Source organism: Pseudomonas sp. MF6755, assembly GCF_016405635.1.
GTDB lineage: Bacteria > Pseudomonadota > Gammaproteobacteria > Pseudomonadales > Pseudomonadaceae > Aquipseudomonas > Aquipseudomonas haemolytica.
In genome coordinates, this window is record NZ_JAEKDA010000021.1 from 38,895 (window position 1) to 65,769 (window position 26,875).

25 protein-coding genes, 4 tRNA genes and 2 pseudogenes are annotated in these 26,875 nt (G+C 54.8%); 10 read left to right on the forward strand and 21 right to left on the reverse strand.

The features are described from left to right. Positions 1 to 201: 201 nt before the first annotated feature. Positions 202 to 945: an IclR family transcriptional regulator gene (locus tag JFT66_RS24840; protein WP_198721186.1), complete on the reverse strand. Its 744-nt coding sequence runs from the start codon at positions 943 to 945 to the stop codon at positions 202 to 204. A 175-nt stretch (positions 946 to 1,120) separates the two neighbouring features. Here JFT66_RS24840 and JFT66_RS30315 point away from each other — a divergent pair. Next, positions 1,121 to 1,399: pseudogene (locus tag JFT66_RS30315) on the forward strand (DUF4113 domain-containing protein); the annotation flags it as partial. Positions 1,400 to 1,408: 9 nt separating this feature from the next. Here the strand turns inward: JFT66_RS30315 and JFT66_RS24850 are convergent. From JFT66_RS24850 to JFT66_RS24875, 6 genes and pseudogenes are all read right to left on the reverse strand, one after another. Beyond that, positions 1,409 to 1,822, reverse strand: coding sequence for a TetR family transcriptional regulator (locus JFT66_RS24850; RefSeq protein WP_198721185.1), 414 nt, complete (start codon positions 1,820 to 1,822; stop codon positions 1,409 to 1,411). Continuing rightward, on the reverse strand, positions 1,812 to 3,641 hold the full coding sequence (locus JFT66_RS29925) for a tyrosine-type recombinase/integrase (protein ID WP_233097189.1): 1,830 nt from the start codon (positions 3,639 to 3,641) through the stop codon (positions 1,812 to 1,814). Before JFT66_RS29925 ends, JFT66_RS24850 begins: the two co-directional genes overlap by 11 nt. A 23-nt stretch (positions 3,642 to 3,664) precedes the next feature. Then, positions 3,665 to 5,275: a hypothetical protein gene (locus JFT66_RS24860; protein WP_232923562.1), complete on the reverse strand. Its 1,611-nt coding sequence runs from the start codon at positions 5,273 to 5,275 to the stop codon at positions 3,665 to 3,667. Beyond that, a complete protein-coding gene (locus JFT66_RS24865) occupies positions 5,253 to 6,443 on the reverse strand; it encodes a tyrosine-type recombinase/integrase (RefSeq protein ID WP_198721184.1) in 1,191 nt (396 codons plus the stop codon). The genes JFT66_RS24860 and JFT66_RS24865 overlap by 23 nt, the downstream gene beginning before the upstream one ends. A 119-nt stretch (positions 6,444 to 6,562) precedes the next feature. Continuing rightward, positions 6,563 to 6,700: pseudogene (locus JFT66_RS24870) on the reverse strand (Y-family DNA polymerase); the annotation flags it as partial. Continuing rightward, positions 6,690 to 7,118 (reverse strand): LexA family protein, encoded by a 429-nt coding sequence (locus tag JFT66_RS24875; protein ID WP_082628815.1) that lies wholly within the window; start codon positions 7,116 to 7,118, stop codon positions 6,690 to 6,692. The gene JFT66_RS24875 and the pseudogene JFT66_RS24870, both read right to left, overlap by 11 nt. 208 nt (positions 7,119 to 7,326) lie before the next feature. On the opposite strand from JFT66_RS24875, the gene JFT66_RS24880 reads away from it, so the two are divergent. The 5 genes from JFT66_RS24880 to JFT66_RS24900 are packed head-to-tail and all read left to right on the forward strand — an operon-like array spanning position 7,327 to position 11,996. Then, a complete protein-coding gene (locus tag JFT66_RS24880) occupies positions 7,327 to 7,755 on the forward strand; it encodes a TIGR03757 family integrating conjugative element protein (protein WP_082628814.1) in 429 nt (142 codons plus the stop codon). Then, a complete protein-coding gene (locus tag JFT66_RS24885) occupies positions 7,752 to 8,693 on the forward strand; it encodes a TIGR03756 family integrating conjugative element protein (protein WP_057710708.1) in 942 nt (313 codons plus the stop codon). Before JFT66_RS24880 ends, JFT66_RS24885 begins: the two co-directional genes overlap by 4 nt. Continuing rightward, positions 8,690 to 10,075 carry an integrating conjugative element protein gene (locus tag JFT66_RS24890; protein ID WP_371321885.1) on the forward strand — a complete coding sequence of 462 codons (1,386 nt, stop codon included), beginning with the start codon at positions 8,690 to 8,692 and terminating at the stop codon, positions 10,073 to 10,075. Before JFT66_RS24885 ends, JFT66_RS24890 begins: the two co-directional genes overlap by 4 nt. Before the next feature lie 8 nt (positions 10,076 to 10,083). Continuing rightward, positions 10,084 to 10,464, forward strand: a complete 381-nt coding sequence (locus JFT66_RS24895; protein ID WP_057710706.1) for a hypothetical protein — start codon at positions 10,084 to 10,086, stop codon at positions 10,462 to 10,464. Then, positions 10,461 to 11,996 carry a conjugal transfer protein TraG N-terminal domain-containing protein gene (locus tag JFT66_RS24900; protein WP_162524920.1) on the forward strand — a complete coding sequence of 512 codons (1,536 nt, stop codon included), beginning with the start codon at positions 10,461 to 10,463 and terminating at the stop codon, positions 11,994 to 11,996. Before JFT66_RS24895 ends, JFT66_RS24900 begins: the two co-directional genes overlap by 4 nt. Positions 11,997 to 12,039: 43 nt before the next feature. Here JFT66_RS24900 and JFT66_RS24905 read toward each other — a convergent pair whose 3' ends face one another. Both JFT66_RS24905 and JFT66_RS24910 read right to left on the reverse strand, forming a co-directional pair. Then, positions 12,040 to 12,384 (reverse strand): DUF3742 family protein, encoded by a 345-nt coding sequence (locus JFT66_RS24905; protein ID WP_057710704.1) that lies wholly within the window; start codon positions 12,382 to 12,384, stop codon positions 12,040 to 12,042. 237 nt (positions 12,385 to 12,621) lie between these two features. After that, a complete protein-coding gene (locus tag JFT66_RS24910) occupies positions 12,622 to 13,239 on the reverse strand; it encodes a hypothetical protein (RefSeq protein ID WP_169878781.1) in 618 nt (205 codons plus the stop codon). Positions 13,240 to 13,315: 76 nt separating this feature from the next. On the opposite strand from JFT66_RS24910, the gene mobH reads away from it, so the two are divergent. After that, on the forward strand, positions 13,316 to 15,202 hold the full coding sequence (gene mobH / locus JFT66_RS24915; protein WP_057710703.1) for a MobH family relaxase: 1,887 nt from the start codon (positions 13,316 to 13,318) through the stop codon (positions 15,200 to 15,202). Next, positions 15,199 to 16,518: a tyrosine-type recombinase/integrase gene (locus JFT66_RS24920; protein ID WP_057710702.1), complete on the forward strand. Its 1,320-nt coding sequence runs from the start codon at positions 15,199 to 15,201 to the stop codon at positions 16,516 to 16,518. Before mobH ends, JFT66_RS24920 begins: the two co-directional genes overlap by 4 nt. A gap of 170 nt (positions 16,519 to 16,688) precedes the next feature. Here the strand turns inward: JFT66_RS24920 and JFT66_RS24925 are convergent. The 7 genes from JFT66_RS24925 to rluD form a co-directional block, all read right to left on the reverse strand. Then, positions 16,689 to 16,765 (reverse strand) — tRNA-Pro (locus JFT66_RS24925). A gap of 188 nt (positions 16,766 to 16,953) precedes the next feature. Then, positions 16,954 to 17,029, reverse strand: a tRNA-Lys gene (locus tag JFT66_RS24930). 5 nt (positions 17,030 to 17,034) lie between these two features. Then, positions 17,035 to 17,111 (reverse strand) — tRNA-Pro (locus JFT66_RS24935). Between the two features lie 9 nt (positions 17,112 to 17,120). Further along, positions 17,121 to 17,196: transfer RNA gene (locus JFT66_RS24940), tRNA-Asn, on the reverse strand. Between the two features lie 301 nt (positions 17,197 to 17,497). Continuing rightward, positions 17,498 to 20,062, reverse strand: coding sequence for an ATP-dependent chaperone ClpB (clpB, locus tag JFT66_RS24945; protein WP_034118041.1), 2,565 nt, complete (start codon positions 20,060 to 20,062; stop codon positions 17,498 to 17,500). A gap of 149 nt (positions 20,063 to 20,211) precedes the next feature. After that, a complete protein-coding gene (gene pgeF, locus JFT66_RS24950) occupies positions 20,212 to 20,937 on the reverse strand; it encodes a peptidoglycan editing factor PgeF (RefSeq protein WP_198860364.1) in 726 nt (241 codons plus the stop codon). Then, the gene (rluD, locus tag JFT66_RS24955) at positions 20,934 to 21,896 is read right to left on the reverse strand and encodes a 23S rRNA pseudouridine(1911/1915/1917) synthase RluD (protein WP_034118039.1); all 963 of its coding nucleotides are present in this window, start codon (positions 21,894 to 21,896) and stop codon (positions 20,934 to 20,936) included. Before rluD ends, pgeF begins: the two co-directional genes overlap by 4 nt. Positions 21,897 to 22,045: 149 nt before the next feature. Between rluD and JFT66_RS24960 the strand changes: the two genes are divergently transcribed. Beyond that, positions 22,046 to 23,071, forward strand: coding sequence for an outer membrane protein assembly factor BamD (locus tag JFT66_RS24960; protein WP_034118038.1), 1,026 nt, complete (start codon positions 22,046 to 22,048; stop codon positions 23,069 to 23,071). A gap of 126 nt (positions 23,072 to 23,197) precedes the next feature. After that, a complete protein-coding gene (locus JFT66_RS24965) occupies positions 23,198 to 23,431 on the forward strand; it encodes a PP0621 family protein (protein WP_198860365.1) in 234 nt (77 codons plus the stop codon). Here the strand turns inward: JFT66_RS24965 and thiO are convergent. From thiO to pilV, 5 genes are all read right to left on the reverse strand, one after another. After that, positions 23,418 to 24,527: a glycine oxidase ThiO gene (thiO, locus tag JFT66_RS24970; protein ID WP_198860366.1), complete on the reverse strand. Its 1,110-nt coding sequence runs from the start codon at positions 24,525 to 24,527 to the stop codon at positions 23,418 to 23,420. The genes JFT66_RS24965 and thiO overlap by 14 nt on opposite strands. A 62-nt stretch (positions 24,528 to 24,589) precedes the next feature. Continuing rightward, positions 24,590 to 24,991, reverse strand: coding sequence for a type IV pilin protein (locus JFT66_RS24975; RefSeq protein WP_034118035.1), 402 nt, complete (start codon positions 24,989 to 24,991; stop codon positions 24,590 to 24,592). Between the two features lie 11 nt (positions 24,992 to 25,002). Continuing rightward, entirely contained in the window at positions 25,003 to 25,533 is a 531-nt protein-coding gene (locus tag JFT66_RS24980) for a pilus assembly PilX family protein (RefSeq protein WP_153838945.1), read from the reverse strand. 5 nt (positions 25,534 to 25,538) lie between these two features. After that, on the reverse strand, positions 25,539 to 26,246 hold the full coding sequence (locus JFT66_RS24985; protein ID WP_153838946.1) for a PilW family protein: 708 nt from the start codon (positions 26,244 to 26,246) through the stop codon (positions 25,539 to 25,541). Next, positions 26,246 to 26,728, reverse strand: coding sequence for a type IV pilus modification protein PilV (gene pilV / locus JFT66_RS24990; protein ID WP_034118032.1), 483 nt, complete (start codon positions 26,726 to 26,728; stop codon positions 26,246 to 26,248). Before pilV ends, JFT66_RS24985 begins: the two co-directional genes overlap by 1 nt. Positions 26,729 to 26,875 lie beyond the last annotated feature (147 nt).

Genomic DNA, 26,875 nt, shown 5'->3' on the forward strand with positions numbered 1-26,875 from the left:
CGAGCTCAGTGGGCTATTTCGGTGGGAGTGACGTCAAACCCGATGGACATCGGAAAAAGGAAGGCAATTAGAGGCCGCTAAGCGGTATGCGCTTTTCATGGCCCCTAAGGTGAGCGCCATACGCTGACCGCGGGTTTGATTACGTGGCCGGATGCAGAGTCCTGCATCCCGGCGATTGAGTCTGATCGAGAAAGCGTCGATTCAACCAAGATCTATGTCGGCAGCGATTGACGCGATGCACGCCACAAGCGGTGCTGAAAGGGTTTGCCAATGTTGACGCATGCGTGGCAGCGGACCTGCGATTGAGACCGCATACCATTCCCCGGCGAAATTGAAGGCACACGAGAGCGCCGCCAGATCATTGGAGCTTTCACCAATATTCTCACTCCAGCCACGCTCGCGAACTTCTGACAGTGCGGCCAGATAATCGTCTTCGGAGGTGAGAGTGTGATCAGTGAAGCGCGGCATTTCTAAACCTTCCAGTCGCTTCCGTACCTCCGCCTCGGGTAATTGCGCCAATATCGCCTTACCGATGGAGTTGGCATGTAAAGGCCGAAGCTCGCCAGCGTGAGGGGAGTAGCGGATTGGCTGGGATGAATCGAGCACGTGCAGATAGAGCACCTGAGAACCTTCCAATTTGCCCAATACTACAGTTTCATCGACCTCGTGCTGAAGAGCCTGCAAATGCTCATCTATGATATTAACCAGTGAGTCACCGCTATCGATCTGCATTGCTATGGACAGTAAGCGCTTTGTCGGGTAGTAGCCCCCCCGCTTGCGGACTTCATAAAGATACCCACGTGTCGACAACGTACGAATTAGCCCAAGGCAACTAGACATTGGGACATCCAGCAGCCGGGCTAACTCGGTCAGCGACATCGCGCGACGCTCGCGGGCAAAGACCTCTAAAAGGTCAAGTGTGCGGGCAACCAGTTTTACTTCCATAAGTTACTACCAACCTAGAACCAAAGGCAGAGGGTAGCTTCAAGGCCGTACACCTCACAAGTCTATGCTTGATTCAACGGTGGGCCGGGCTACTTCTCAACCTACCTCCTTTACGGAAAACACAACTAGGTGCTGGTGCAGTTTGACGTAGGCATAACCAAGGCTGCGATCCAAACTGGAATTGATTTACTCACCTGGATTTGCCTTCAGCAAAGCGGAAATTCTGCTGTTGGAGATTTGCCATCCAAGCGAGTACACACCTGACCTGTTCGCCAATGAGCAGCCCGCCGCGTCCCAGAAAGTCATGCAAGTGATGGATCAAATCAATGCGAAATGGGGTCGGGGCACGATGCGACCCGGACGTGTCCCTGTGAGCCCAGACTGGGGAATGAAGCGCGAGATGCTTAGTCCCAGCTACGTCCCCCGGCTTGATCAGCTTTGGACGGTCAAATGCCAACAGGGGCTATTTGCCGGGTTTCGGAGTCATAGCGACAACTTTTCCGCTGGAGACTGCTTTCAACTCAGCCATTTCGAACAGCAGGCGCTGGTTTACAGAAGCAATCCGGGCCACCTCCTCTAAAAGTCGGTCGTTTTCCGCACGGAGCAATTTGTTTTTCTCCTTCTCACTCATTAGCGCCTGGTGCTTCGAATCTCGCTGGGCGCGTACCGACTTGCCCATGAGGTTGCGAATTTTCTCAGCCACCGCTGGGTAGGTATTGTGGATGAGACCGGGCGTAACACCTGCTGCTCGGGCAACTGACGCGATGGAGAGCTTCTCATTGCCTGCGACGAGACTATCAATCACCTTATCCAGCGCGTCGAGGGTCTTAAATCTTGAACGACCTGGGGTGTGATCCTGGGTGGACTTATTCGCCATTTGCAGCCTCGTCCGCATCATCATTTATGGGAGAGAGACCCAAGCTCGTGATGACGGCGAGCGCGACTTGCAAGTCGCGCTCTGCTCGCTGCCTCACGGCAGGTCCAGCGTCTTCGATTTTGATAAGCTCTTTCTGCTGGATGTAAATGTCCTGCCAGGTGCCGGCGAATAATTCATCGATCACCGAATTTTTGCACCCTGGGCACCGTGTGGCCTCGTATAGGCCTGCGCCTCCGCAGCCCCGCTCCGTTGCAATGCACCAGCCGTGTCCAGTCGCACGGATGTTGGCATGTGGGGCCGTCTGGGCAAGTAGAGCGGCCCTATCCTTGATTGGAATTGCCCGCAATTCCACAATCTTTTCGCCAGCTCCACCTGCCAATGGCTGGTCATCAAGCCATGATTCGATCAGGTCGATTTTAAACTCTGTCATCTGCTGCAAGATCTCATCAAAAAGGGTCAGGTCTTGCAACGGATTGGACGCATAGAGTTGGGTCATGCTCATGCTGCTGTGTTTGAACTGCCATTTGAGATAGATTAGCGAAGTACGCCCCATACGGGATTCCACAAAGCATCTTGCATATGTTCGTCTGCATTGATGCGTCCTCAATGGCCAATCGCTTCCAGCGGCTTTAGCTATACGGTCAAACGCAGCATTGGATGCTTGCCCGCTAAGCGCCTCAACATGTTTATCCTGAAGTTTACCGCCCTGAGCGTGCCGCCCCAAAAATAGTTTCTTAGAGTCCTTGCGAGCCTTTTCCAGCCTCAGAAGGTGTTCGGCGGGATTAATGGGATCGATAGTTCTTGCAAGATTTCTAATCTCTAGTTCCAGTTCCTTTCTAATAGTGACTGAATATTTGGCCAAAAGATCCAGCGCATCCAGAGTCAACTCAGGGACAAGATATTCTACGCGACCCTTACCCGTCTTATGCTCTATTGTGGGTACCCAGCAAAATTTTACTCCATTTTTTACTCCATTTTTTACCTCTTTGCGCCAAGCGCCAACCTCAATCCCAATGGCCTCGTCATTGCGCATACCGCTAGTGATTGAAACTATATAAAGCACAGCATCTCTGCATCGAATTGACATTCGTTCATCACTAGGATGATATCCTATACCACTGACCGCTAACTCAGCTTTCATCTCCCGAACGATACTTTCGCAATAATTGAAAATTTTTGATTGTTCATTAGGAGGAATAATATCCGTCCGCCCGACGTTTTTATTGGCGGCATCCAACCCTTTTACTTTGCCAATTCCGCAAATCCGCCACAATTTCGAGTCACCCCAAGGATAACTCTGAAAGGGAAAAATCGCATCAGCAGCAAACACCCAAAGAAAATCAATAACCCGCAACCGTCCATAGAGAGGAACAGGCTTTAGCTTCAACTCATCCTTGCAATGATAAACATAATTACTGATATGGATCGGACGGACATCCGCAAACCTTGAAACTCCCAGATTGTTCAACCAACGGATAAACGGCATCACGCTTGCAACAGCGAAAGTAGTGATACCCCGTGCGATAGGAGGCTTAGATCTAGGTAGACCTCGCTTAAACCATGCATAAGCAACCGCTTTGCAGTCATCAATGAGCGCCCGAGGCATGCTCATATCCCAATTGATAAATTTATAAGAAGGGGCAACGTTGGCCTGATCAAAAAACGGACGAAGATCCCACTGCGCATCGCCAAACCTACTGAGAACCAGTGTCTCGCCACGTTCATTAACGATGGCACTGATCACAATAGCATTTCGTTGTGCGGGACTCAGACCGTTGGCTGTTACCGGTTGTGCAATGAGGACATCATATGCTTTCAATACCGCGTTCGTGCTTCGTATGTTCAACTACCGCCTCCCATTTTTTTCTTCATGAACTCGATTTTTTTAGCCCAGAACAAGTGCGGAGTTGATTCAGCCTTGGACTTTGCTCGCTCAACTAAAGCGGCATCAAATTTTCGTGAAGTGAACTCATTGATAAGGTTAATATAGTCAAGCTGACGCTTACGCCATGCCTCCCACTCATCAGTGAGAAAATATTCGACTTCGGCATGAAGGAACTGCTGGTAACTGAACAGCCGGTATAAGTCCTCCAATGTGCCTACAATCGCATAGCTAGGGCAACCGAGGCAGTGAATAAACTCAGAACAGTGATTTACGCCGTCCTTAGGCGCCCAACCACCGTAAAGGCTATCTTTGCAGCCGCCTGGCGGGGTAGGTGTGACGTGGATGCCCCGTAGCTTGTCTGGAAAAGCCTCCCCAACAAAAGTTGCCCCTTCGGTCTTAATCTCATCATTGATTTTTAAGTAGTGATTATCCGCAACGCCCGGCGTATGGCCCATAACGGAGGACACTTCTAGAATGTCTCCACCGCTCAGCTTCCACAAACGGCTTTCCATAGTCTTCCGCAGTCGACTAAGCGTGACATGTAGTCGATCACCTAGATCGTCCTGGAGTGCGTGACGCTCACAAATACTTTTGATAGACACGTATAAAGCGCCGGCCGTCAGGGTAACAATGTTGTTCGCGCCACCCCGTTGCCCTGAACGATACAACCATACATATGAATAAATCTCCTCGGATGCTAGTGCTACAAGCGGCTTGCTGATTTCAAGGGCCTTATTCAAGACTGCAACTCCATCGAGCGGAATAGCGCTGTACTTATCTAGCAGATTAGTTTGACGTATTGTTTTACTTTGCGCACCTTTACCCCGACGCTTGTTAGTAGTTATCAATCTGAGATTTGGCACAAACGGGTGAGGCTTTAGGGCGTCTCTCGTCATTTCTAAAAGTGGCGTGGTATTAATACCTGACCTCGCCGCCGTGATTAGTAGCATCACTGCCATTGCCTCTGCTCCATTGCCAAGGAACGTGCCCTTATGGATAGCAACAAGGTCGGACTTTAATGCCCCGAGTAGCCTTTGCATTTCCCCCATGGTAAGCGGATCTGCGTCTTTCGTACTCTGCGCATTGTTGGGGAATGGATTGGGCGGAAAGAGATCGTCAGTATCGATTTCTACAAATCCATAATCAGCCAGAACAAAGACCAATGACTTAAAGCTGGTGTAATAGTTCTTGGCTGTCGAGCCGTTGGGGTACTTTAGCTTTAGCCAAGAGACATAACGTTCCAAATGGCGTTTGGTCAGGCCGTTCGGCGTAGCGGGCGGCGACTCGACCGAACTTCCACCTACGAAACGCAGAAAGAACCTCAACCCGTTCACAGAGTAACCAATCAAAGTGGCTACAGAGAAGTTCCCTCCTTGCAGCAACGCTTTGATAACGTAAATGCTTTGAATTGCCCAAGCGTCGAAGCCCAAACCTATGTATTGAGAATGGTCGAGCTGCCTATGATTTCTCGGGTTTCTAGGTAAATCAATTTTGATGCTGTCTTCGACAGCCTCGAATCCTTTCGTGACGGACTGCAGGACCGCCTTATAGTTCTTTTGCCGGGCCAACGTAACTACCCCAGGTGCGTTTAGTGGATTCAGCCATGAACATCATGTCAATTTCGTCCTCATGCGCAAGAACGGATTGAGCCTCCAGCTGGTTGATGAGATGCAAGTAAATCATCGTTGTTTGAACATCGGAATGCCCCAGCCTGTCTCTGACATACAATAGCGGCTCACCTTCAAATTCTTTGCTTTTTCGAAGAGCAAGCAAGGTATACGTCCCATAAGTGTGGCGTAGCATATGAGCCCGAACATAGAAGCCGCACTTTCGCTCATAGGACTTCATAACGTCCACTACGGAATCCTTTGAGTAATGCCTGCCTTCATTAGTGAGCAGCAGTGCAGTAACACTCTCATCACCATTGGACTTACGGACCTCTCGCTGGTGAAGGGAATAAGACCACATGCTCTCCATCAGCGACCATGGCACATCGATAGTCCTGGGTCTGTCGTACTTGATATGCATGTCTGAAGGATCAAGGGCAACGCTGATCATTTGACCTGGGCGCAGTCCACTCTTCAACCTAGGGTTGAACACATACTTGAGAGGAAAAGACCTAGCCTCACAGGAGCGGAGGCCTGTACGTACCATGAGGTGAAACAATATCTGGTGGCTTGGATCAGCATCTAGCGCAAGGCATACCTTGACTTGATCTTTGGTCAAGAATTTGGTCAGGCGCTTGCGGTCACGCACCATCACCGAAGCCTTCGTGCTCTCGGCTCCGGGTTTAGCGACATGACTGAGAAGACCGGAATGTGGAGCCACCCTGACCCTTTTCTCACCGAAGGGCAGCACGGTTATCAGGTTGCGCTGCTTGGCCCATCGGTAGAACCTCACGATCAGGGCCAGTCGGCTGTTTACCGTTTTGGGATCAAGTGCTAATTCTCCGCTAGACCAATCCCTGTACCTCGACAGAATGCTCAGACCATGGGCCGGGCTTTCTTCATCCCACGCTAAACCATTGGCTTCCAGAAAGGCGAAGTAATCGTACAGACGCCGCCCATAGGCTTCCCAGGTCAAATCGCTTAGGGCCTCACCTAATTCGATCAGCGTGTGCCAAAGGAAGGATTGTGCCGGCTCGACTGGCCATCCCTCTGACCCAATCAGCAAAGGAAAGCCTTCAAAGGATCGACCTACCAATGTTAGGTCTTTTGTTGCGAATACCAGCCTCATGCCGCTGCCCTAAACCATCACCTATGGGTTGCCTTATGAAGCCTAGAAGCGGCTGTTCCAGATGGGTTCAGAAGGTGGCGCGGACTCTACAGGAGTTACTAACGATATCCACCCCTCAGATCGTTGTTACTCAATACCACGATGGGCGTGCTGGCCAGGTCCGGTCGGAAGACACGCTCGCAACTGGCGTAGAAGCTGTTGCAATCCGCGAGCGCGAAAATTGGCAAGGCAGGGTTGAGGTCGACCTTAACGCTCATGGTCGCGCACGCTGTAGTTGACCACACCCCAAATCACAAGCTCGTCGCCTTCCATTACGTACCTGGGGGGATATTTAGGATTTTCAGCCATCAAAATCACTTGGCCATCTCGACAGTGCAGACGCTTGCACACGCACTCGGCATTGAGCGCCGCAATAACGATATCTCCATGACGGGCTGTTTTGCTTCGGTCAACGATCACCAGGTCACCGCTGAAAATACCGATACCTTGCATACTGTCGCCCTGGATCTTAGCCAGGTAAACGTGTGGTGCACGGATTTCAAAAAGCTCATCCAGCGAAATCAACTTTTCCAGATGATCAGCCGCCGGCGAGGGAAATCCAGCCGAGACAGGATTGGAGTACATCGGCAGGGAATGGCCACCGCCGGCGATGGGACCAAGAAGGGTCGCGCTCATAAACTTGGCCTGAATAGTTACTGTATGGATAGACAGTTAACTGCGTACTCACTGCGTCGTCAATTTGAGCCGACCAAGTGCCATCTCTAATCCAACCCACACGAATTTTTCGCTCTCAAATACCCAAAGCTTCCAAATTCCTATTTCTTACTGCGCTCAAGACAGCCATCCGGTCTTCTGTACCTGAATCCATATCAGGTACGGTGCCATGCTCCAGATCCTTACCCACCTTAGCGAAACGCGGCGCTGGCTGTTTTCACTGCTACTGTTCTTGTCCACTGCGTCCCACGCGGAGACGTGGGTTATTACAAACCGAGCACATCCAGTATCCGCACCTTCTGGCGCTCGCGTCATCTTCCTGGATGATCAGCAGCGCCTTGAAGAACAACTTTCCAACCAACTACCCGCCGATCCACGCCAGGCAGAAGCGGCCATTCAACGCTACCTGGTCAGCCCTGCAGGGAAGCATCTGCAAAACGAGCTGGCCCAAGCCCAGCAGGGCGTCACAGACGCCTGGAGCCTGCGAGTCGAAAAACTCCCAGCCGTGGTCGTAGATCGGAGCTACGTCGTGTACGGCGAGCCTGACGTAGCTAAAGCCGTCGCGTTGATTGAACGAGCACGGAGCCTGTCACGATGAGACGCTCACGTTTTGCGATCCGGCCTTTGTCGCTGGCTATCACTTTCAGCCTGTCATTCAGTGCATCGGCTGCGATCAACTCGGCAGCGATTGTTGCCTCGACCCTGTCACCAACCTGCCTGGAATACAAAGTGGTCGGCATCTGCTATTGGCTGCTCTGCACGCCATTCGGATGCAAAGTCAAAACCTCGACCAAGGTTCGTCACTACGTACCGGACGCTGTGGTGTCTGCATATGCAAATACCGGGATGAACCCTTGGATAGAGATGTCACCTCTTGGCACCCCGAATCCGATGGCCCAAGCGGGTAACGACGGCACTACCAATCACGTTGCCGAGAACAACATCATCAAATTCAAGGAAGCCGATGTCATCGGCCATCCAGGTGGTGCGGCGTTGAGTCAGTTTGCCAGCGCCTCGGGCTATGTATGCAAAGGCGCAACCTTACCGCTTGTGCCTTATTTTCTGAGCACCCTTGACCCCATTGCTTGGCGATACGGCGTCCCGGAATCCGTATACCCCGAAGCACTCATTCCGGGCATGCGTGAAGTCGGTAGCCTGCTCTCAGCAAGCAGCTGGGGGAACGTCTACCCGCGTAGCGGCTTCCTTAACCAGACTGACGACTACAAAACGGGCGCAGTTATTGCGCAGCGTGCCGGCGACGTGGTTACCCGCCCAGGCCAGGTCCATGTCTACTTGCCGATGCTCGCCCTTCCCTACCCCGGCTACTGGCCTGCAGGGCCGCTACGCGAAGGTGACGCCTCCACTGGTAAGTGGCAAGAGCTCACCCCAGTCCTCAACCCGACTTGCGCAACCTTTCCCACCATCGGTCCGAACATCGATGCGCAGGATGGCGGCTACGCCTGGGCACTCTGGCGCCCGTATTCGTGTTGCCAGCGTCGTGGCCAGACTTTCCTCGGCAGTACGGACTTCCAATGAAACAGCGATCGGAGCAAAGCATGAAACTCACTACCTTGGCGATAGGGCTCGCCTGCAGCCTCAGCAGTGCAATAGCGCTCTCTGCTGATCCAATCAACGTCTCATCCTCCGGAAGCGTCATTGGGGACAACGTGCTGTATAGCATTGGCGGCGGCAACGCAGTCACCATGGGGAGCGCAGGCAACATGGATAGTATTTCTGTGGGAGGCGGTTGGAATACCAATCTAATCTGCGGGAACATGAGCCTGAGCACAACCCTTGAAAACCAATTGAATGGTGCAACTTCCGGCTTCAAAAACATCATGAGCTCGGTGGTACAGAGCGCCACCAGCGCCGTGGCTTCGCTGCCGGCACTGATTCTTCAACGTGCGAACCCGGCGCTATACAACCTCATCACCAACGGCATTTTGCAGGCCCGCCTGGACTTCGACCGCTCCAAAGGCACCTGCCGCGCCATTGGCGAAAAGATGGCGGATATCGCCGGCAACCAAATGGGCTGGGGCAAGCTTGCTGAAGGTCAGGCTATGAGTCAGGCGCTAACATCCAACACGGACGCAGTATCGGCGGTGGAACAAGTCGAAAAGAAAGGTGGTAACGATGGCGTCACTTGGGTTGGTGGTGATAGAGCAGGTGGTTCCGGTCAGAAGCCAATTCGTATCGTAGGCGACGTCACCAAGGCGGGCTACAACCTCCTGAACAAGCGCGCGGCCGGCGACACCGCATCCATCAGCAAAGCGAACTGCAACAACGGCATGGTATGCAATGTCTGGTCATCGCCCCAGGAAGCCACCACCTTTGCCAATCGTGTCCTAGGGGAACAACAACAGCAGACCTGTGACAGTTGCCCTAAAACGGTGACAGCCGCAGGCGTCGGCCTCACGCCGCTGATCCAGGAAACGTACGACACCAAGCTGAAGGCCCTGCAGGAACTACTGAGCGGAAGCAAAACGCTGTCGCTAGAAAACCTTGAAGCAGCGAGCAGCAACTCGTTACCCATCACCCGAGGCGTTGTAGCAGCACTCAAGGATGAGCGCGACCAGGACGTACTCGCTCGCCGGCTTGCCTCCGAAGTCGCGTTGTCCGATGTGTTGGAGAAAGCTCTGACCCTGCAGCGCACCTTGATGGCAGGCAGTCGGGAACCGAACGTCGCGGCTAATGACCTCGCCGTCCAGGCAGTCGGCCAGCAGAGCTCCTCGCTGCAACAGGAGATCGGCAACCTCAAAATGGAACTGGACATGCGTCAGCAGCTCGCGAAGAACTCGCCTCTGACCATCATTGAACGCAGCAAAGCACGGGCAGAAGACTCTCGTGGTGTGTCCTCGGGAGCACCAGAAACGGATCGATTAGACCAGTTGCAGTCACCCGCCCAGAACAAACAGTGAGAAAGGCCATGACCGATATGCCGGAGCCTGTCACCGCCCCCAACCGCTCGCTGGTTAGACGAACCGGGAGGAGCATTCTGCTTGTTCTGGGTGTTTTGCTCGCGACTACCGCTCTCGTAGTACTACTCAGCGCTGCCTTGATGAACATGTTCGACAGCGCCGAGCAATGGCAAGCCTGGCGCACCGACCACTATTGGCCGCTCTTTACCTGGCGCCTAATGCTTTATATCGCACTGACCGTTGCCTGGTTCAAATTCAAGGCACGGTTATCGAACTCAGAACGCTCGAAACGGCGCAAAGGACTGTTAAAGATCGAGATAATGGTGATCTTATTATTTCTGATGGTTGAACTGAGCAAGGTGTTGTATCAGGCAGGGGGTGTTCTGTGACGCTCTACACCAATGACTATTTAGAGTACTACCTGACGTTGGTCGGCTGGATCATCAACAATGGTATCTGGGCGATGATTTCAGATACCGGTCTATTCGCCCTCCCCTTCTGCATCATCGTTATTCGAGAGTGGCTGAAAGTCCGTGGTGAGGGAGCCGATGAGGGCAACAAAGGCGTTCTCTCACTGGCACGTATCGAGACCAATATCTACGTTGGCTACATCGTGGTCGCATTCTTCGCTGTACCAGCCGTCAATGTGAGTTTTGATACCTTGGCATTTGACCAGAGTAGAGCTCAGCAATGTCAATACAACTTACCTAAACCCACAGACACAGGCTGGAACACTACATTCAGCTCACTGGCAGGAAAGAGTGCCCAGATGCCCATGTGGTGGGCATTAATGCACGCTTTATCAAAGGGATTAACCAGTGGCGCTGTAGCAGCAATTCCCTGCGGAACTGATCTACGGCAAGTACGCATGGAAGTTAGCAACACCAAGATCAACAACCCGCTATTGGCTCAGGAAATTGGCGACTTCACGCATGATTGCTACGGTCCCTCCCGTGCCAGATTATTCATGCGCCAACCCGAATTGGGAGCGCAAGGGAATGACCCTCGTTTTGCAAAAGAACTCAGCTGGATTGGTTCGCACTATTTATTGAACACCTCGGGGTATTACGACACGGACTACTCCAAAACTCCAAGGGCCTCATGGCCCTATAGCGCATCTCGCGATGTGGGTTTACCACAAGTGAGTGGAGGTGGAGGCTATCCAACTTGCAAACAATGGTGGTCGGATAGCGGAGTGGGACTGCGGGATCGTATCAAGGCTCAAGTGTCGCCGGACCTCATGACCAAAATGCTCGGCTGGGCAAAGTGGCTATCCCCGGAAGATGTGACTGATTCGCTTGTTCGGCAACTGGTCTCGCCGTCGAACCAGGTGAAAGGGGATGTTTATACGGATTACGGGGGGCAAATCAACGGAACCGTGTGGAATGGAGCAGCCCGGGCAGCGGGGACTCTTGGAGTTGCATTAGGATCTATGGCCTATTTCCCAGCGATGGACATGGTTCGTCAAGCGCTACCGATGGTCATGGCTTTTTTGAAAATGGCGATGGTGATCTGCATTCCGTTGGTATTAATCGTCGGAGCTTACCAACTTCAAGTTGCTATGACCTTGACCGTGACGTTTTTTGCCCTGATCTTCGTAGACTTCTGGTTTCAACTAGCAAGATGGGTAGACAGCACAATACTCGATGCATTGTATGGAGCAGGATCACCATATCTTTCATTTGATCCTGTAATGGGATTGAACACTGCCACTCAGGATGCAATTTTAAACTTCGTGATGGGAGCAATGTTCATTATTCTGCCAGTGTTTTGGATGGGCGCCCTAGGTTGGGCGGGAGTTAAGGCAGGCTCAGTACTGGGCGGGCTACAAACAGGTACAGATGGGGTTCAAAAAGCTGGCTCCCAAGGGGGTGGACTAGCGAAACAGGCCCTGGGTGACATTTCAAGCAAAAAAACTTAGAAGATTGGTCAAGTTAGTGAGGATGTGTTAGCGGCATCCTCAACTATTCATCATCAGAGTCAATCCGTGCACCGTTCGAATATTGACCATAACCAGATAGGCCGTATCGAAAGCCATCTTCCGACTCAACGGCCCCAGGCTGACCTTCTAGGACAGAAAAATCCCCTTTCACGATTGCTAGAAATATCAGTACTGTGGCCAGGACACCCATGAATACACTGGCAATCCAATGAAACATCCCCGCTGAAAAATACAACAGCACCAACGCCACCGCCAAACGCTTGACCCAACGCAACGTGCGGCTCTGACTGCACCAAACGAGGCGCGCAGCCTGACCCAGGCCATAGCCTAAGCGACTTGCTACTCCCTGAGAGGTCTGCGTGGTCATGGTGCGTCTCCTTCTAACCCCATCTAGGGGCGATATGACATTACTTATAATACCGTTTTTTCTCTGCCGCAAGATCATGAGACAAACGGCCGTTACCCTTGGCACCTAGCGCCGTCCCATTTTCGCTGCAGAAATGGCCCAAAAGGTAAAGGGTTCTGTAGAAGCGAATGGAATGGTTCACAAGGGTAAAAGCCTTACCCGAAAGGGCCGCTTTCAGCGGGAAAAGGTCCCATCAAATCAACGCATCTCCTGCGTCGAATACATTTCAACTAACTCGTCTTCTGTAAAATTACTAAGCAAAGAAAAGTATTCAGCTCTGGACTCAACCGTCAACGGTTGGATAGAACCTAAATTAATAAGAGTTGAAACTGCCTGGTCAGGAGTCATTTCGCTAGTGAGTGGAGCTCTCTGCCCAGAGTAATAAATCTTGTCTGACGCAATAGCTACGTCCAGCAAGTTTCGTACTTCACCATAACGAGGGGGACGCGCAGCGGTTAAAAAAACCCCATCAAAAACGACCAAGACGCTGTCAACGTGAGGAATAATATATTTAGCTAAGGCGACAACCAAAGGAAGGTTGTTGTCCCACCTTGCTTCTTCATCGTCAAGATCATTCCCTACGCTAGCAAAAAGAATGATCTCGTCACACTTATTGTCACGTATCAAATCACAAAGTGCCCAAACATTATCAGAGGTTGATTTCGTAGCGTAGCGAAGTGAAACCATCAATTTTTTCCTCACATGGTCGATCTGCGGCACCGCGCCCTTAGACCGAAACGACGATAATTCTGCATTCCTTTCTCCGTCACCACCATAGAAAGATGGCTCTTCGCCAAAAGAAATACCCGAGACCACCAGTGATCTTTTCCCCTTGCTCGCCCCCCTTTGATAGGAGAAAAGCCTGCCCCATGAATCTTTTACGGAGCAGGCGATGTTCTCTATTTTCCGCCGCAAAAAAGCGCTACCCGCCCAAAGCCCCTCCCCTAACGGCTTTATACAACCGGTCTCTAGCCAAGCACTGCTGGCATCGCCACGCCGTCAAAAACTACTGGAGAACATTTGGCAGCGCGCATCGTTATCTCGCTCACAGTTTGTCGAGCTGTATCGGCGTCCACTTGAGCGCTACGCGGAGTTGGTCCAGCAGCTCCCTGCTTCGCAAAACCACCATCATGCACACCGTGGAGGCATGCTGGATCACGGGCTTGAAATCGTCGCCTATGCCTTGAAAATTCGACAGAGCTATCTGCTACCTATAGGCGCACCGCCGGAGTCTCAATCAGCACAGGCTGAGGCCTGGACTGCCGCCGCGGCTTATGGCGCTCTGATACACGACCTGGGCAAGATCGCCGTCGACGTGCACGTCGAGCTGGTAGGAGGTAAAACCTGGCACCCCTGGCACGGTCCAATCGATCGTCCCTATCGATTCCGCTACGTGAAAGGACGCAACTACCAACTTCACGGAGCCGCTGCCGCACTGATCTACGCGCAGATCCTCTCCTCAGAAATCTTAGATTGGCTCAGTAATTTCCCTGAAGTGTGGTCGCAGTTAATCTTCATTTTGGCTGGTCAGTACGAAAATGCCGGCATTTTGGGCGAGATCGTGGTCAAGGCCGATCAGGCGTCCGTCGCACAGGAACTCGGTGGAAATCCAGCCCGCGCGCTATCCGCGCCCAAACAGTCTTTGCAGCGTCAATTGGCAGATGGGTTGCGTCACCTGGTCCGAGATACATTCAAACTGAATCAACCCGATGGACCGTCAGATGGTTGGCTGACACAGGATGCTCTTTGGCTGGTTAGCAAGCCTATTGCTGATCAATTGCGAGCCTATTTGCTGACCCAAGGCGTTGAAGGCGTACCCAGTTCGAATGCGCCTTTCTTCAACATGCTGCAAGATCAGGGGGTAATCCAAACCAATGCCCAAGACAAGGCAATCTGGAAAGCTACGATAGACAATGGTTGTGGCTGGCGAAACACCTTCACCCTGCTGAAGCTCTCACCGGCACTGATCTGGAATGATCCAAATGATCGGCCCACAGCTTACGCTGGGACCCTTGAGGTGGAAGCTGGCAACCCGGCAGAAGACTCTCCAGCTGAAAATAACGTCGCCACACCGGCAAAAAAGTTGCCTACGGACATTCAATCCAGCCCTGTGCCGGCGCCTTTAGCACCGGCACAGCCATCACCGTTCGAACTCCCGCAGCATTCCTCGAGCAGTAGCGAGGAATTTGACGAGCTACTGGCGCTCCTTGGTAACATCAATGAGCCATCAGAAGACACCAAAAACAAAGAGGTCTCAGCAGCACATACCGCGCCTCCGAAACTGGATGACATCCAGCCTTCCCAAACCTCCAATCAAGGAGGTGCGCCTCTAGCAATAATCGAAGAAGTCACCCCGATGCCTAGCAATAACACCGAGATCGGTCAGGGATTTGTTGAATGGCTTAAGAAAGGCATCGCATCCCGGACCATTATTATCAACGATACCAAAGCGCTGGTTCACACCGTAGCAGGGACCGCTATGCTGGTAACGCCTGGAATATTCAAGCGCTACGTCCTTGAGTTCCCCCACATCGAACAGCAGGCCAAAGTACAGCAAGTCAGCGCCTGGCAGCTGGTTCAACGCAGTTTCGAGAAACAAAAACTTCATCGAAAAACGCATAAGAGTCTGAATATTTGGACCTGCGACGTTGTTGGACCTCGAAAATCCAAGCAGCTCAAGGGGTACCTACTTCTAGACCCGCGAACAATCTTCTCTGAGGTCCCCTTCGACAATATCAGCCTGTCCTTGAAGTCAGAAGCAACGGAGCCGCCACAATGACGACGCCCTCGAATCTGACGGAGGAATACATCTTTGCCCATGATCTACGACCTGCCAGTGCAAAGATCTATCGTGCCTCGACCAAAGCACTACTTAAGCATTTCCGAACGGCCTCAGTTGAGGAGATAGATCATCGTGCGGTTCTGGCATGGCGAAAAAAAGTCCTTGAGAATGGATTATCCAAACGCAGCTGGAACACCTATTCAAATCACCTTCGAACTGTTTGGGGTTACGCCATAGAACACGGCCTGATGACCCATACCTCGATCAACCCATTCAAGAAAACCAGCGTTATCCCACCGAAGCGAGCCAGCAAGACAATCAATGGAGACGCTATCCAACGAGCACGCAACTGGCTCACATCCCTTGTAGGCCAAGAACGTTGTACGCATGAACGTAGCCAGATCACACCTGCCTGGTTCTGGCTCAGCGTCTTCGAGATGTTTTATTACACAGGCATACGTCTGAATGCCCTGCTGTGCCTGCGCTACAAAGATATCGACTGGGACAGCCAGATGATCTTGGTCCGCGGTGAAACAGAGAAGACCCATCGGGAGTTTTTCCTCCCCATTATGGAAGGACTCGCTCCACACTTATCCAGGATCCTGGGGGAGGCCGAGAAAATCGGTTTTTCACCAGACGATCAGCTGTTCAACGTCAACAGATTCTCTCGTCACTTCCATGGCAAGGAAATGAACATCGACCAGGTGGAGTCAATGTACGGCAAGCTCACCGATAAGATTGGCGTGCGCATGACCCCTCACCGCTTCAGGCACACATTAGCAACAGACTTGATGAAGCAGCCTGAGCGAAACATTCATCTCACGAAAAGCCTGCTGAATCACTCGAATCTAGCGACAACGATGAATTACATAGAGGCGGACTACGACCATATGCGCGCTGTTCTGCATGAGCGAAGCCTGGCTCAGGGCGCTCTAAGCCGAGTGAGACGGGTTGATCCAAGTGGCACACCCTCTACTCCCTTACCCGCCAAGATAGGTGTGCATTCACAGGAAACCGCTCAACCAAAGCCCAAGAAGTTGCCAGCTCCACAACAACCTACCAGCACAGAGGTCAGTATTGATCGGCCGACCAAGTCGACTGGCCGAGGCGCGTTACAGAGGGCTCTCGAGCTCGCATCTGCGCAACTGCATCGCGAGTCAATGACATGCTCTATGGACCCACCAGTAGATCAAGTAGAGCAGAGTCTACTATTGACGCTAATGGCGAGCGGGCTTGGTGTCGGCACATTCAGGAAACGCACCTCAACTGAGCATTCAATGCGAAGCTCATCGTTTTCTCGAGCATCGCCCTAGTACGCTCATAAGCAAAGCGCACTGCATGTAGGGAATTCTGGTTGGCCAGAGGCTTTCGCTTGCCCGGAGTAAAGCGCCATGTCGAAATCCGGCTTTTTTCAGACGAACGGTACGACTTTGCTCAAGGACACAAAAAAAGGCGCCATAAAGGCGCCTTTTTTCATTGAATATGGTCGGGGTAGGGGGATTCGAACTCCCGACATCCTGCTCCCAAAGCAGGCGCGCTACCGGACTGCGCTATACCCCGGAATGCACATCGCAAAACCGATGCACATTGACATCATGACGAACCGAAACTACTGTTCGCCTCAGACGGCTGCATGTCTACGGCGATATCTAAGTGCTGTAACACTTTCCAAAACCGTAAAACCGCCTCTATCAGAGCTAGAACCTCTGATTCTAAGATTTGATTCCAGCGCTAACTGGTCTCAAAAATGGTGGGTCGTGTGGGATTCGAACCTACGACCAATTGGTTAAAAGCCAACTGCTCTACCAACTGAGCTAACGACCCAAAAATGGTCGGGGTAAGGGGATTCGAACTCCTGACATCCTGCTCCCAAAGCAGGCGCGCTACCGGACTGCGCTATACCCCGGTTTGAAATTGGCTCCGTGACCAGGACTCGAACCTGGGACCCAATGATTAACAGTCATTTGCTCTACCGACTGAGCTATCACGGAACTACATATTTCAAAGTACAACTTCTACTGCGTATTACCTTCTCTTCGACTTGCCCGTATCGCTACGTTCATGTGTCTGAGGCGCGCTATTCTACAATCTTAAAAACCCCTGTCAACCCTTTAAATTGCTTTTAAGACAATGATTTGCGCTTGTTTCTGATTTCTTCTTGGGGAGAAGAAACCCGTGGGCTGACGTTGCTGCGGGGCGCACTTTACAAGCCTTTGCCTTACAGTTCAACGCCCTAGCGAAAAAAAAGGCCCCGCAACGCGGGGCCTCTTCTTTTTACGCCGGATGCTGGACTTAATGGAAGACGATTTCGTCGTCTTTCACTGTTGCCGTGACGCGGGTGCCCGGTATGAAGCTGCCCGACAGGATCAATTGCGCCAACGGGTTTTCGATCCAGCGCTGGATCGCACGCTTGAGTGGTCGTGCGCCATACACCGGGTCGTAACCGACCGCGATCAGCTTGTCCAACGCCTCGCTGCTCAGCTCCAGGTCCAGCTCGCGTTCAGCCAGGCGGCTACGCAGGCGACCCAGTTGGATCTCAGTGATACCTGCGATCTGATCCCGTGCCAGAGGCTCGAAGATCACCACCTCATCGACCCGGTTGATAAATTCCGGGCGAAAGTGCGTAGTCAACGCATCCATCACCGCTGCGCGCTGGCCTTCACGATCACCCACCAGTTCTTGGATCTGCGCCGAGCCCAGGTTGGAAGTCATCACGATCACCGTATTGCGGAAGTCCACAGTACGCCCGTGACTGTCGGTCAGGCGACCATCCTCCAGCACCTGCAGCAAGATGTTGAAGACATCCGGGTGGGCCTTCTCGACCTCATCCAGCAGGATTACCGAGTAAGGCTTACGCCGCACGGCTTCGGTCAGGTAACCGCCCTCTTCGTAGCCCACATAGCCTGGTGGTGCACCAATCAGGCGAGCCACCGAGTGTTTCTCCATGAATTCGGACATATCGATCCGCACCATGGCCTCTTCGGTATCAAAGAGGAACTCGGCCAGGGCCTTGCACAGCTCAGTCTTACCCACACCGGTCGGGCCGAGGAACATGAACGAGCCGCTCGGGCGGTTCGGGTCGGACAAACCGGCCCGGGAACGCCGTACCGCGTTGGACACCGCGACAACTGCCTCTTCCTGACCGATGACGCGCTGGTGCAACAGGCTTTCCATTTTCAGCAGCTTGTCGCGCTCGCCCTCAAGCATTTTCGACACGGGAATGCCGGTCCACTTCGAGACAACTTCGGCAATTTCTTCCTCAGTCACCTTGCTACGCAGCAACTGGTTTTCAGGCTTGCCATGCTGGTCGACCATCTGCAGGCTACGCTCCAGGTCCGGAATCACCCCGTACTGCAACTCGGCCATGCGGTTAAGGTCGCCTTTACGACGCGCGGCTTCCAGCTCCTGGCGGGACTGCTCGATCTTTTGCTGGATCTGCGCCGACCCCTGTACTTCGGCTTTTTCCGAGGTCCAGATTTCTTCGAGGTCCGAATACTCACGCTCCAGGCGCACGATTTCTTCCTGGAGTTTTTCCAGGCGTTTCTTCGCCGCCTCGTCCTCTTCTTTCTTCAACGCCTGGGATTCGACTTTCAGTTGAATCAGGCGCCGATCCAGACGGTCGAGCACTTCCGGCTTGGAGTCGATTTCCATGCGGATACGGCTGGCCGCTTCGTCGATCAGGTCGATGGCCTTGTCCGGCAACTGGCGATCAGTGATATAGCGATGGCTCAACTTGGCCGCCGCAATGATCGCGCCGTCAGTGATCGCCACCTTATGGTGGACCTCATAGCGTTCTTTCAGGCCACGCAGGATCGCGATGGTGTCTTCTTCACTCGGCTCTTCCACCAGCACTTTCTGGAAACGCCGCTCAAGGGCCGCATCCTTTTCGATGTACTGACGGTATTCGTTGAGCGTGGTCGCACCGACGCAGTGCAATTCGCCCCGCGCCAAGGCTGGCTTGAGCATGTTGCCGGCATCCATGGAGCCTTCGCCTTTACCGGCGCCGACCATGGTGTGCAGTTCGTCGATAAACAGAATGATCTGCCCTTCCTGCTTCGACAATTCGTTAAGCAAGGATTTCAGGCGCTCTTCGAACTCGCCACGGAACTTGGCACCGGCGATCAGCGAGCCCATGTCCAGGGACAACAGGCGCTTGCCTTTCAGCCCGTCCGGCACTTCACCATTAATGATGCGCTGGGCCAGGCCCTCGGCTATCGCAGTTTTACCCACGCCTGGCTCACCGATCAGCACCGGGTTGTTCTTGGTGCGACGTTGCAGGACCTGAATAGTGCGACGGATTTCATCGTCACGACCGATTACCGGGTCCAGCTTGCCTTCTTCGGCGCGTTTGGTCAGGTCGACCGTGTATTTGTCCAGGGCCTGGCGCGACTCCTCGTGGTTGGGGTCGTTCACCGCCTCGCCGCCACGCAGGTTGTTGATGGCATTCTCCAGGGCTTTCTTGCTCACGCCCTGGCCCAGCAACAATTTGCCGAGCTTGCTGTTGTCGTCCATGGCGGCGAGCAGCACCAGTTCGCTGGAGATGAACTGGTCACCTTTCTGCTGGGCCAGGCGGTCGGCCTGGTTGAGCAGGCGCGCCAGGTCCTGGGACATATTCACGTCGCCAGTAGGGTTTTGGATTTTCGGCAGTTGGTCGAGCTCTTTGCTCAACTCCTTGCGCAGGCTGTTGACGTCAAAGCCCACCTGCATCAACAAGGGCTTGATAGAACCACCTTGCTGCTCCAGGAGCGCCTGCATCAAGTGCGCAGGCTCAATCGCCGGGTGGTCGAGGCCGACCGCCAGGGATTGGGAGTCCGATAAGGCCAACTGCAATTTGCTGGTTAAACGATCAATACGCATTAGTCACCTTCCTTTTGAGCAGGCCGGAGCTAGAAACACACATCCTGAATGAAGAAACCTGCCAGATACCCCTATAGATGGGGTGGATTCTGGAAGATTCAAGCGACGGAGGGTTGATGTGGGTGAGTGTTGACCCAGGTCAGCTGAGTCTAGCGCTCAAGCCAGATAAGGGAGGCAAAACGTCCGGTGCGAGGGCTGCGCCGGTAAGAAAAGAAGCGCGGGTCGGTCACCGTGCAGAAACCGCCGCCATAAACTGCAGTAACGCCATGCGCCGCAAGGCGCAGGCGAGCGAGCTTATAGATGTCAGCCATAAACTTGCCCGGGTTGCGACTCGGTACAAAGGCTTCAGCGGTGATCGGCAGTTGCTGTACGAAAGCTTCACGCACTTCCGGGCCGACTTCAAAGGCTTGTGGGCCGATGGCAGGGCCCAGCCAGACCAACACTTCGCCAGGCTCGGACCCCAGGCTTTCGAAAGCGGCCTCGAGTACACCGGCGGCCAGACCGCGCCAGCCGGCATGGGCTGCCGCCACACGCGTGCCGACGCGGTTGCAGAACAGCGCGGGCAGGCAATCGGCAGTCATTGATGTGCAGGCGATGCCTGGCGTGCTGGTCCAACTGCCATCGGCTTCAGCGATGCGCGATGGGTCAGCCTCGACCACAGTCACCCCATGGACTTGGCGTAGCCAGGCAGGCTGAATATTGAAAGAGTCGGTAAGACGCCGCCGATTTTCAAGCACCGCCTCAAGGCTGTCCTCAATATGATCGCCCAGATTGAGGCTGTCGAACGGCGCCAGGCTGACGCCGCCCGCTCGGGTGGTGACGCAGGCTTTGACCTGAGCCGGCGCGGGCCAGTCAGGAATCAGCCAGTCACTCATCCGATAAACGCCTCGCGATCCTGCTTGAGCAACGACAACAACCAGACCAGATCGTCTGGCAGAGGCGATTCCCAGCTCATCCGCTTACCGCTCGTCGGATGATCCAGCTCCAGGAAGCGAGCATGCAGTGCCTGACGTGGGAAGGATTTCAGCGACTCAACCATGGTTTGGCTCGCCGCCGGCGGAATACGGAAGCGGCCGCCATAGGCCGGATCTCCGACCAACGGGAAGTTGATGTGCGCCATGTGCACACGAATCTGGTGGGTTCGCCCGGTTTCCAGCTTGACCCGCACATGGGTGTGGGAACGGAAACGCTCCAGAACACGGTAGTGGCTGACGGCCTGCTTGCCACCTTCCATCACCGCCATACGCTGGCGCTGCTGGCCGTGGCGGCCGATGGGGGCGTTGATCTTGCCACCCGCCACCACCACGCCGATCACGATGCATTCGTAGATGCGGCTGACGCTGCGGCTCTGCAACTGAGTAACAAGCTGTGTCTGTGCCTGGATGGTCTTGGCCACTACCATCAAGCCGGTAGTGTCCTTGTCCAGGCGGTGCACGATGCCGCAGCGCGGAACATTGATGATGTCCGGCACGTGGTGCAACAGGGCATTGAGCAAGGTGCCATCAGCGTGCCCGGCGGCCGGGTGAACCACCAGGCCCGCGGGTTTGTTGATGACCAGGATGTCGTCGTCTTCATAGACGATATCCAGCTCGATGTCCTGGGCGACCCATTCTCCCTGGGCTTCCTGCTCGGCAGTCAGCTCAAGAATCGCACCGCCATGGACTATGTCTCGCGGGCGGATAACCGCTCCATCCACAGTCAGGCGGCCGTCTTTGATCCAGGCGGAAAGGCGCGAGCGCGAGTGCTCAGCGAATAATTGTGCGGCGACTTGATCGAGGCGTTGGCCGCCCAATTCGGACGGCACCTCTGCGCTAAGTTCAATTTTATCGGACATGCTCAGACTAGGCGTGGCACAGCCTTTGGTTTCGGCTGCGCGCTTGTGGTTAAATACGGCGTCTTTTGCCCCGAGGCTTTCAACGGGGCGCTCATCATAACAGGACGGCCCCGCCCAAGACAGCGGCCGTCATAGGGACGCAAGCCGCCATGCAAGTGAAACACCTGCTGCTGATCGCCATCCTCGCCATGACTGCTGCTTGCTCGTCAACAAAGGACGTCGTCGACGAAAACCTGAGCGAAGTCGAGCTGTACCAGCAAGCTCAGACAGACCTGGACAATAATAGCTACACCAGCGCCACAGCGAAGCTGAAGGCATTGGAGTCGCGTTACCCGTTCGGGCGCTATGCCGACCAGGCCCAGCTCGAGCTGATCTACGCCAACTACAAGAACGCCGAACCGGAAGCGGCCAAGTCCGCTGCGGAGCGTTTTATCCGCCTGCACCCTCAGCACCCGAACGTGGACTACGCCTACTACATGAAGGGCCTGACCTCGTTCGACCAGGACGTTGGCCTGCTGGCGCGCTTCCTGCCGCTGGACATGACCAAGCGTGACCCGGGTGCTGCCCGCGACTCCTACAACGAGTTCGCCCAACTGACAAGCCGCTACCCGAACAGCCGCTACGCGCCGGACGCCAAGCAGCGCATGATCTACCTGCGTAACCTGCTGGCGTCCTACGAGATCCACGTGGCCCACTACTACCTGACCCGTCAGGCGTACGTGGCCGCCGCCAACCGTGGCCGCTATGTAGTGGAGAACTTCCAGGAAACCCCCTCCGTGGGTGATGGCCTGGCAGTGATGACCGAGGCTTACCAGCGCCTGCACCTGGATACCCTGGCGACCACCAGCCTGGAAACCCTGAAGCTCAACTACCCTGACCACCCGAGCCTGAAAGACGGCCAGTTCGTGCCTCAGGTTGCCGAAGCGGACAACCGTTCGTGGCTGAGCAAGTACACCCTGGGCCTGATCGAGTCCCGTCCACCGCTGCCGCCGGGCGAAACCCGCGCCAACCAGGACGTGATCAAACAGTACCAGGATGCCAAGGATGCCATTCCTTCGGACCTCAAGCCCCACGACGAGAACGGCGACGTCATCGAAGAGCAGGAGCCTCAGGCCCTTGGCAACAACGAAGACCGTTCGTGGTTCAGCTACATGACCTTCGGTGTGTTTGACTGATTGTTCGACGCAACGCAAAAGGGAGCTCTCAGGAGCTCCCTTTTTTATGAACGCGTATTTATTGCGCTGTGCGCCCGTGGCCACCTTGGCTAAACTGGCGCATTCCTTGTCGAGAAACTGCCCATCATGCTTCGTCTACTGTTCTGGATTGCCGTCATTGCTGCCGCGGTATGGTTCTGGCGCAAATTCAAAAACCCTGCCGCCCGCCAGCCACGGCCTGCTGAGCCGGATGCGACGCCGATGGTGCGTTGTGCCCACTGCGGCGTGCATCTGCCGCAGGATCGCGCGCTGAGTTCAAGTAAGGCGTGGTATTGCACCCAGGCCCACCTGGAACAAGGGCCAAAGTCTATCCAGCGTTGAGGCGACCGGCAGGTGCGTAAGGCGCGGGATCAATGATCGGAGCCTGCGCCAACAGCAGGTTCGCAAACAACTGGCAGGATGCCGGTGCGAGTACCAGGCCATTGCGGTAATGGCCACAATTGAGCCACAGCCCCTTGAAGCCGGGAACTTCGCCGATATACGGGATGCCTTCCGGCGAGCCAGGCCGTAGACCTGCCCAATGCCCGACCACCTCGGCGTCCGCCAGGGCGGGGATCAACTCCACCGCAGACGCCTTGAGGCTGTCCAATACGGTTTCGGTCGGGGTCTTGTCGAACCCTTCGTGCTCCAGCGTGCTTCCAATCAGAATGTGCCCATCACGCCGCGGGATTGCATAACGCCCCTTGGCCAAGACCATGCTCGACAAGAAATCCGAAGCGCATTTGTACAAAATCATTTGGCCCTTGACCGGCTCCACGGGCAGCGACAACCCCAATGTGCCCAGCAACTGCCCGCTCCAGGCACCGGCCGCAAGCACAACCTGATCACCAAAAACCTGGCCCGTAGCGGTATTCACACCCACCACGCTGCCGCCCTCAAGCACGAACCCTTCTACTTCACACTGCTCGTGAATCGTCACGCCAGGCAGCGCCATCAACGCCGCCTTCAAGGATTTGACCAGGCGAGGGTTGCGGACATTGGCCACGTCAGCCATGTAGATCGCCCGGGAATACCCGCCCCCGAGTACCGGCACTGCATCATGGGCCGCCGACACATCCACCTTGCTCAATGGCCGCCCCTCACGCGCAGCCCAGGCCAATGCTTCGGCTTCGTCATCCAGGTCCAGCCAATACAGGCCCGTGGTATGCACCTCGGGATCGAGGCCGGTAGCAGCAAACAAGCGCTGCGCCAGTTGCGGGTAAAAATCCTGCGACCAATGGGCCAAAGCGGTGACTGCCGGGCTGTAGCGCCAAGGGTACAACGGCGAAACAATTCCGCCACCCGCCCAGGAAGACTCCTGCCCAAGCCCCGCCCGCTCCAGCAGTATGACCGCCTGCCCTGCGCTGGCGAGGTTGTACGCCGTCAACAGCCCGATTACTCCGCCACCGACAATCACCACTTGCTGTTGCTTAGCCATCATTTGATCCAGCCGATAAACAGGGAAAGACGCGCCCGGCGCCCGCTCTTCAAGCACTCTCATCATTGCCCCCAGCAGAGCTTGCGCGACATATCAGGCATCGCACCCGGGTTACTTCGCATACCGGTACTGGCCAAGTTGAAGGCTGCGCACGCGTCACCCGCCATGACCGTGTCCTGCACAGGCGTGGCGAGCAGATTGAAATCCTGGGGGTTTAAAACCACGCTGATTCTATAGTGATCATTGCCCGTACTGACGCCGCCTGCATCAATAAAAGTGCCGTGCCTCGTATAAAAACGCTCCAACTGCTGGGCTTGCTCGCTCAACAACGCGACAATTTGCGCCCGATACACTTTTTTTACCTGGCCGATGTACCCGGGATACGCGATCCCCGCCAGCAACGCGATGAGCGCCACGGCGATCAGTAACTCCATCAGGGTAAAGCCCTGGCTATCCGTGCCCATCCACTTGCTCCTTATTGAAGTTGCCGCCATAAGACCCGTCGAAACCTGACGCCGCCTCCCTCCTCCACCCGTGCATAGACCGTCTCCAGTACCGTGCGCGACTGGCTTGCGAGCCCAACGGCGGTTACCCGAAAAAGCGCGGCCGAGGTATGGGGCGGTAAATGGGCCAACCCTGCACCAGCCCCCAATGCTTGAACGCCATAAAACCCATCCTTAAACGCAACCCAAGTGACCGCCGAAACAGGGTTCGTCCCGGCGCCAACCACCGCGAAGGATTCGTCGGGTGGCGCACAGGTGATGACCGAGTGACACACCGGAAGTGCGGCGCCGCCCCTCTCTACAACCGACTCTCCCAATCTCAGTCCGCTTTCGGCACCTTGAAACGATTGATTGCGATGCCACAGGCTGCTCGCGACTTTTTGCTGGGAGACCGCCCCCTGTATTGATGACAACCCCACCAGCGATAGCAACAGCAGGAATATCAGACTGATCACCAGCACCATCCCGGCCTGCCGCCCTTGAATACCACCCTGCATGGTCATTGCCTCTAACCCAGGCGATTGCGCAGTGCCGCCACGACACTGTAGGTCTGGTCCTTTACTCGGCCTGACGGGTCTTGCAGCGTCATGACGATACGTACGCTGCGTATCAAGGATTGGTTGATCGGATGGCTGTCGTAACGCACCACAACCGTTGATGCAGGTGTGGCCGCCACGCCAAAACTGATGTCGAATGCCCGCACGTTATCCATCAATACCGCCTTGGCCGGTGCAGCTGGGGTACTGATCTTCAACTGGCCCGCTTCGTGGGTGTAGGTGAGCTGGCGTATGCCAAAACGGATCTGGCCAGGCACAGCCGCAGGTGCTGCCCCGACATAAGCCTGAGCGGTGTGCTTGCAGTCGGACAACACCGTCCAGTCGGGCTTGCCAGCACCGTCGCCGATGTTCGCGGTGACCAGCGTCACTGACTTTGCATTTCCCGATGCTTCCCAGCTTATCGCTCGGTCAAAGGCGGCCGGGGCGTTGTCGATGACCGCCGTGGCCAAACATCCCAGCATGCCTGCCTGGCGAATATCCTGGGTCATCTTGCTCAGGGCAAACCGCGCATCATCCTGCAGCACGATGGCGGCCTGCTGACTGGCGTGCGTCAATCGCGAGCTGATCAGCACCTGGCTCACCCCAAGTACCAGCACTAGTCCGATGGCGAGCGCCAGCAGCAGCTCAACCAGGCTGAAACCTTGTGCCAGACGATTCATTACAGCGACCCCGCATTAGTGGTGACGCGGCTGCTCAGGGTGAAGGTCTCCCGCGCCCCCGGATTGCTTGCTGCCCGGGCATCCTCCCAACTGATACTGATCGTGACCTCATGCCCGCTAATCGCCACTGAACCTTTGGCATTATCGCCAGCAAAACCAATGATATTGGTCTCGAAATCGTGCAGGTCCAGGTCACGCACGCCGGCAATTGAAGTGTTGGGCGGCGCCAGGCTGGCCCTGTCCCACGTGTAATCAGCGCTGGCGTTGGCGCGAACGCGATCGAGCATGTCATAGGCGATAAAACTGGCTTGGCTGGTCATCCTTGCGCTGTCGGTGTACTTGAGCGCGTTGAGCTGCAGCTGCGCAGCTCCCATCAGGCCGATAGCCAGGATCAGCAGCGCTACCAACACCTCGATCAGCGTCATGCCGGATTGGTACCGCTGCGCAGTGCGCAAGAGAAGTCGGTTCGGGCAGGCAGGCATTACCGTCGTCATCCATGTCGAAGGTCGGAGAATAAGCAGGTAGACCCCTGCTGTGTGATCCAAGACTAGCGTCGGTTTTCGACCAGTGCCGCTCCAGGAACAAAGGGAAATACTTTGGACATAAACGCCATCATCCAGCGCCAAGGA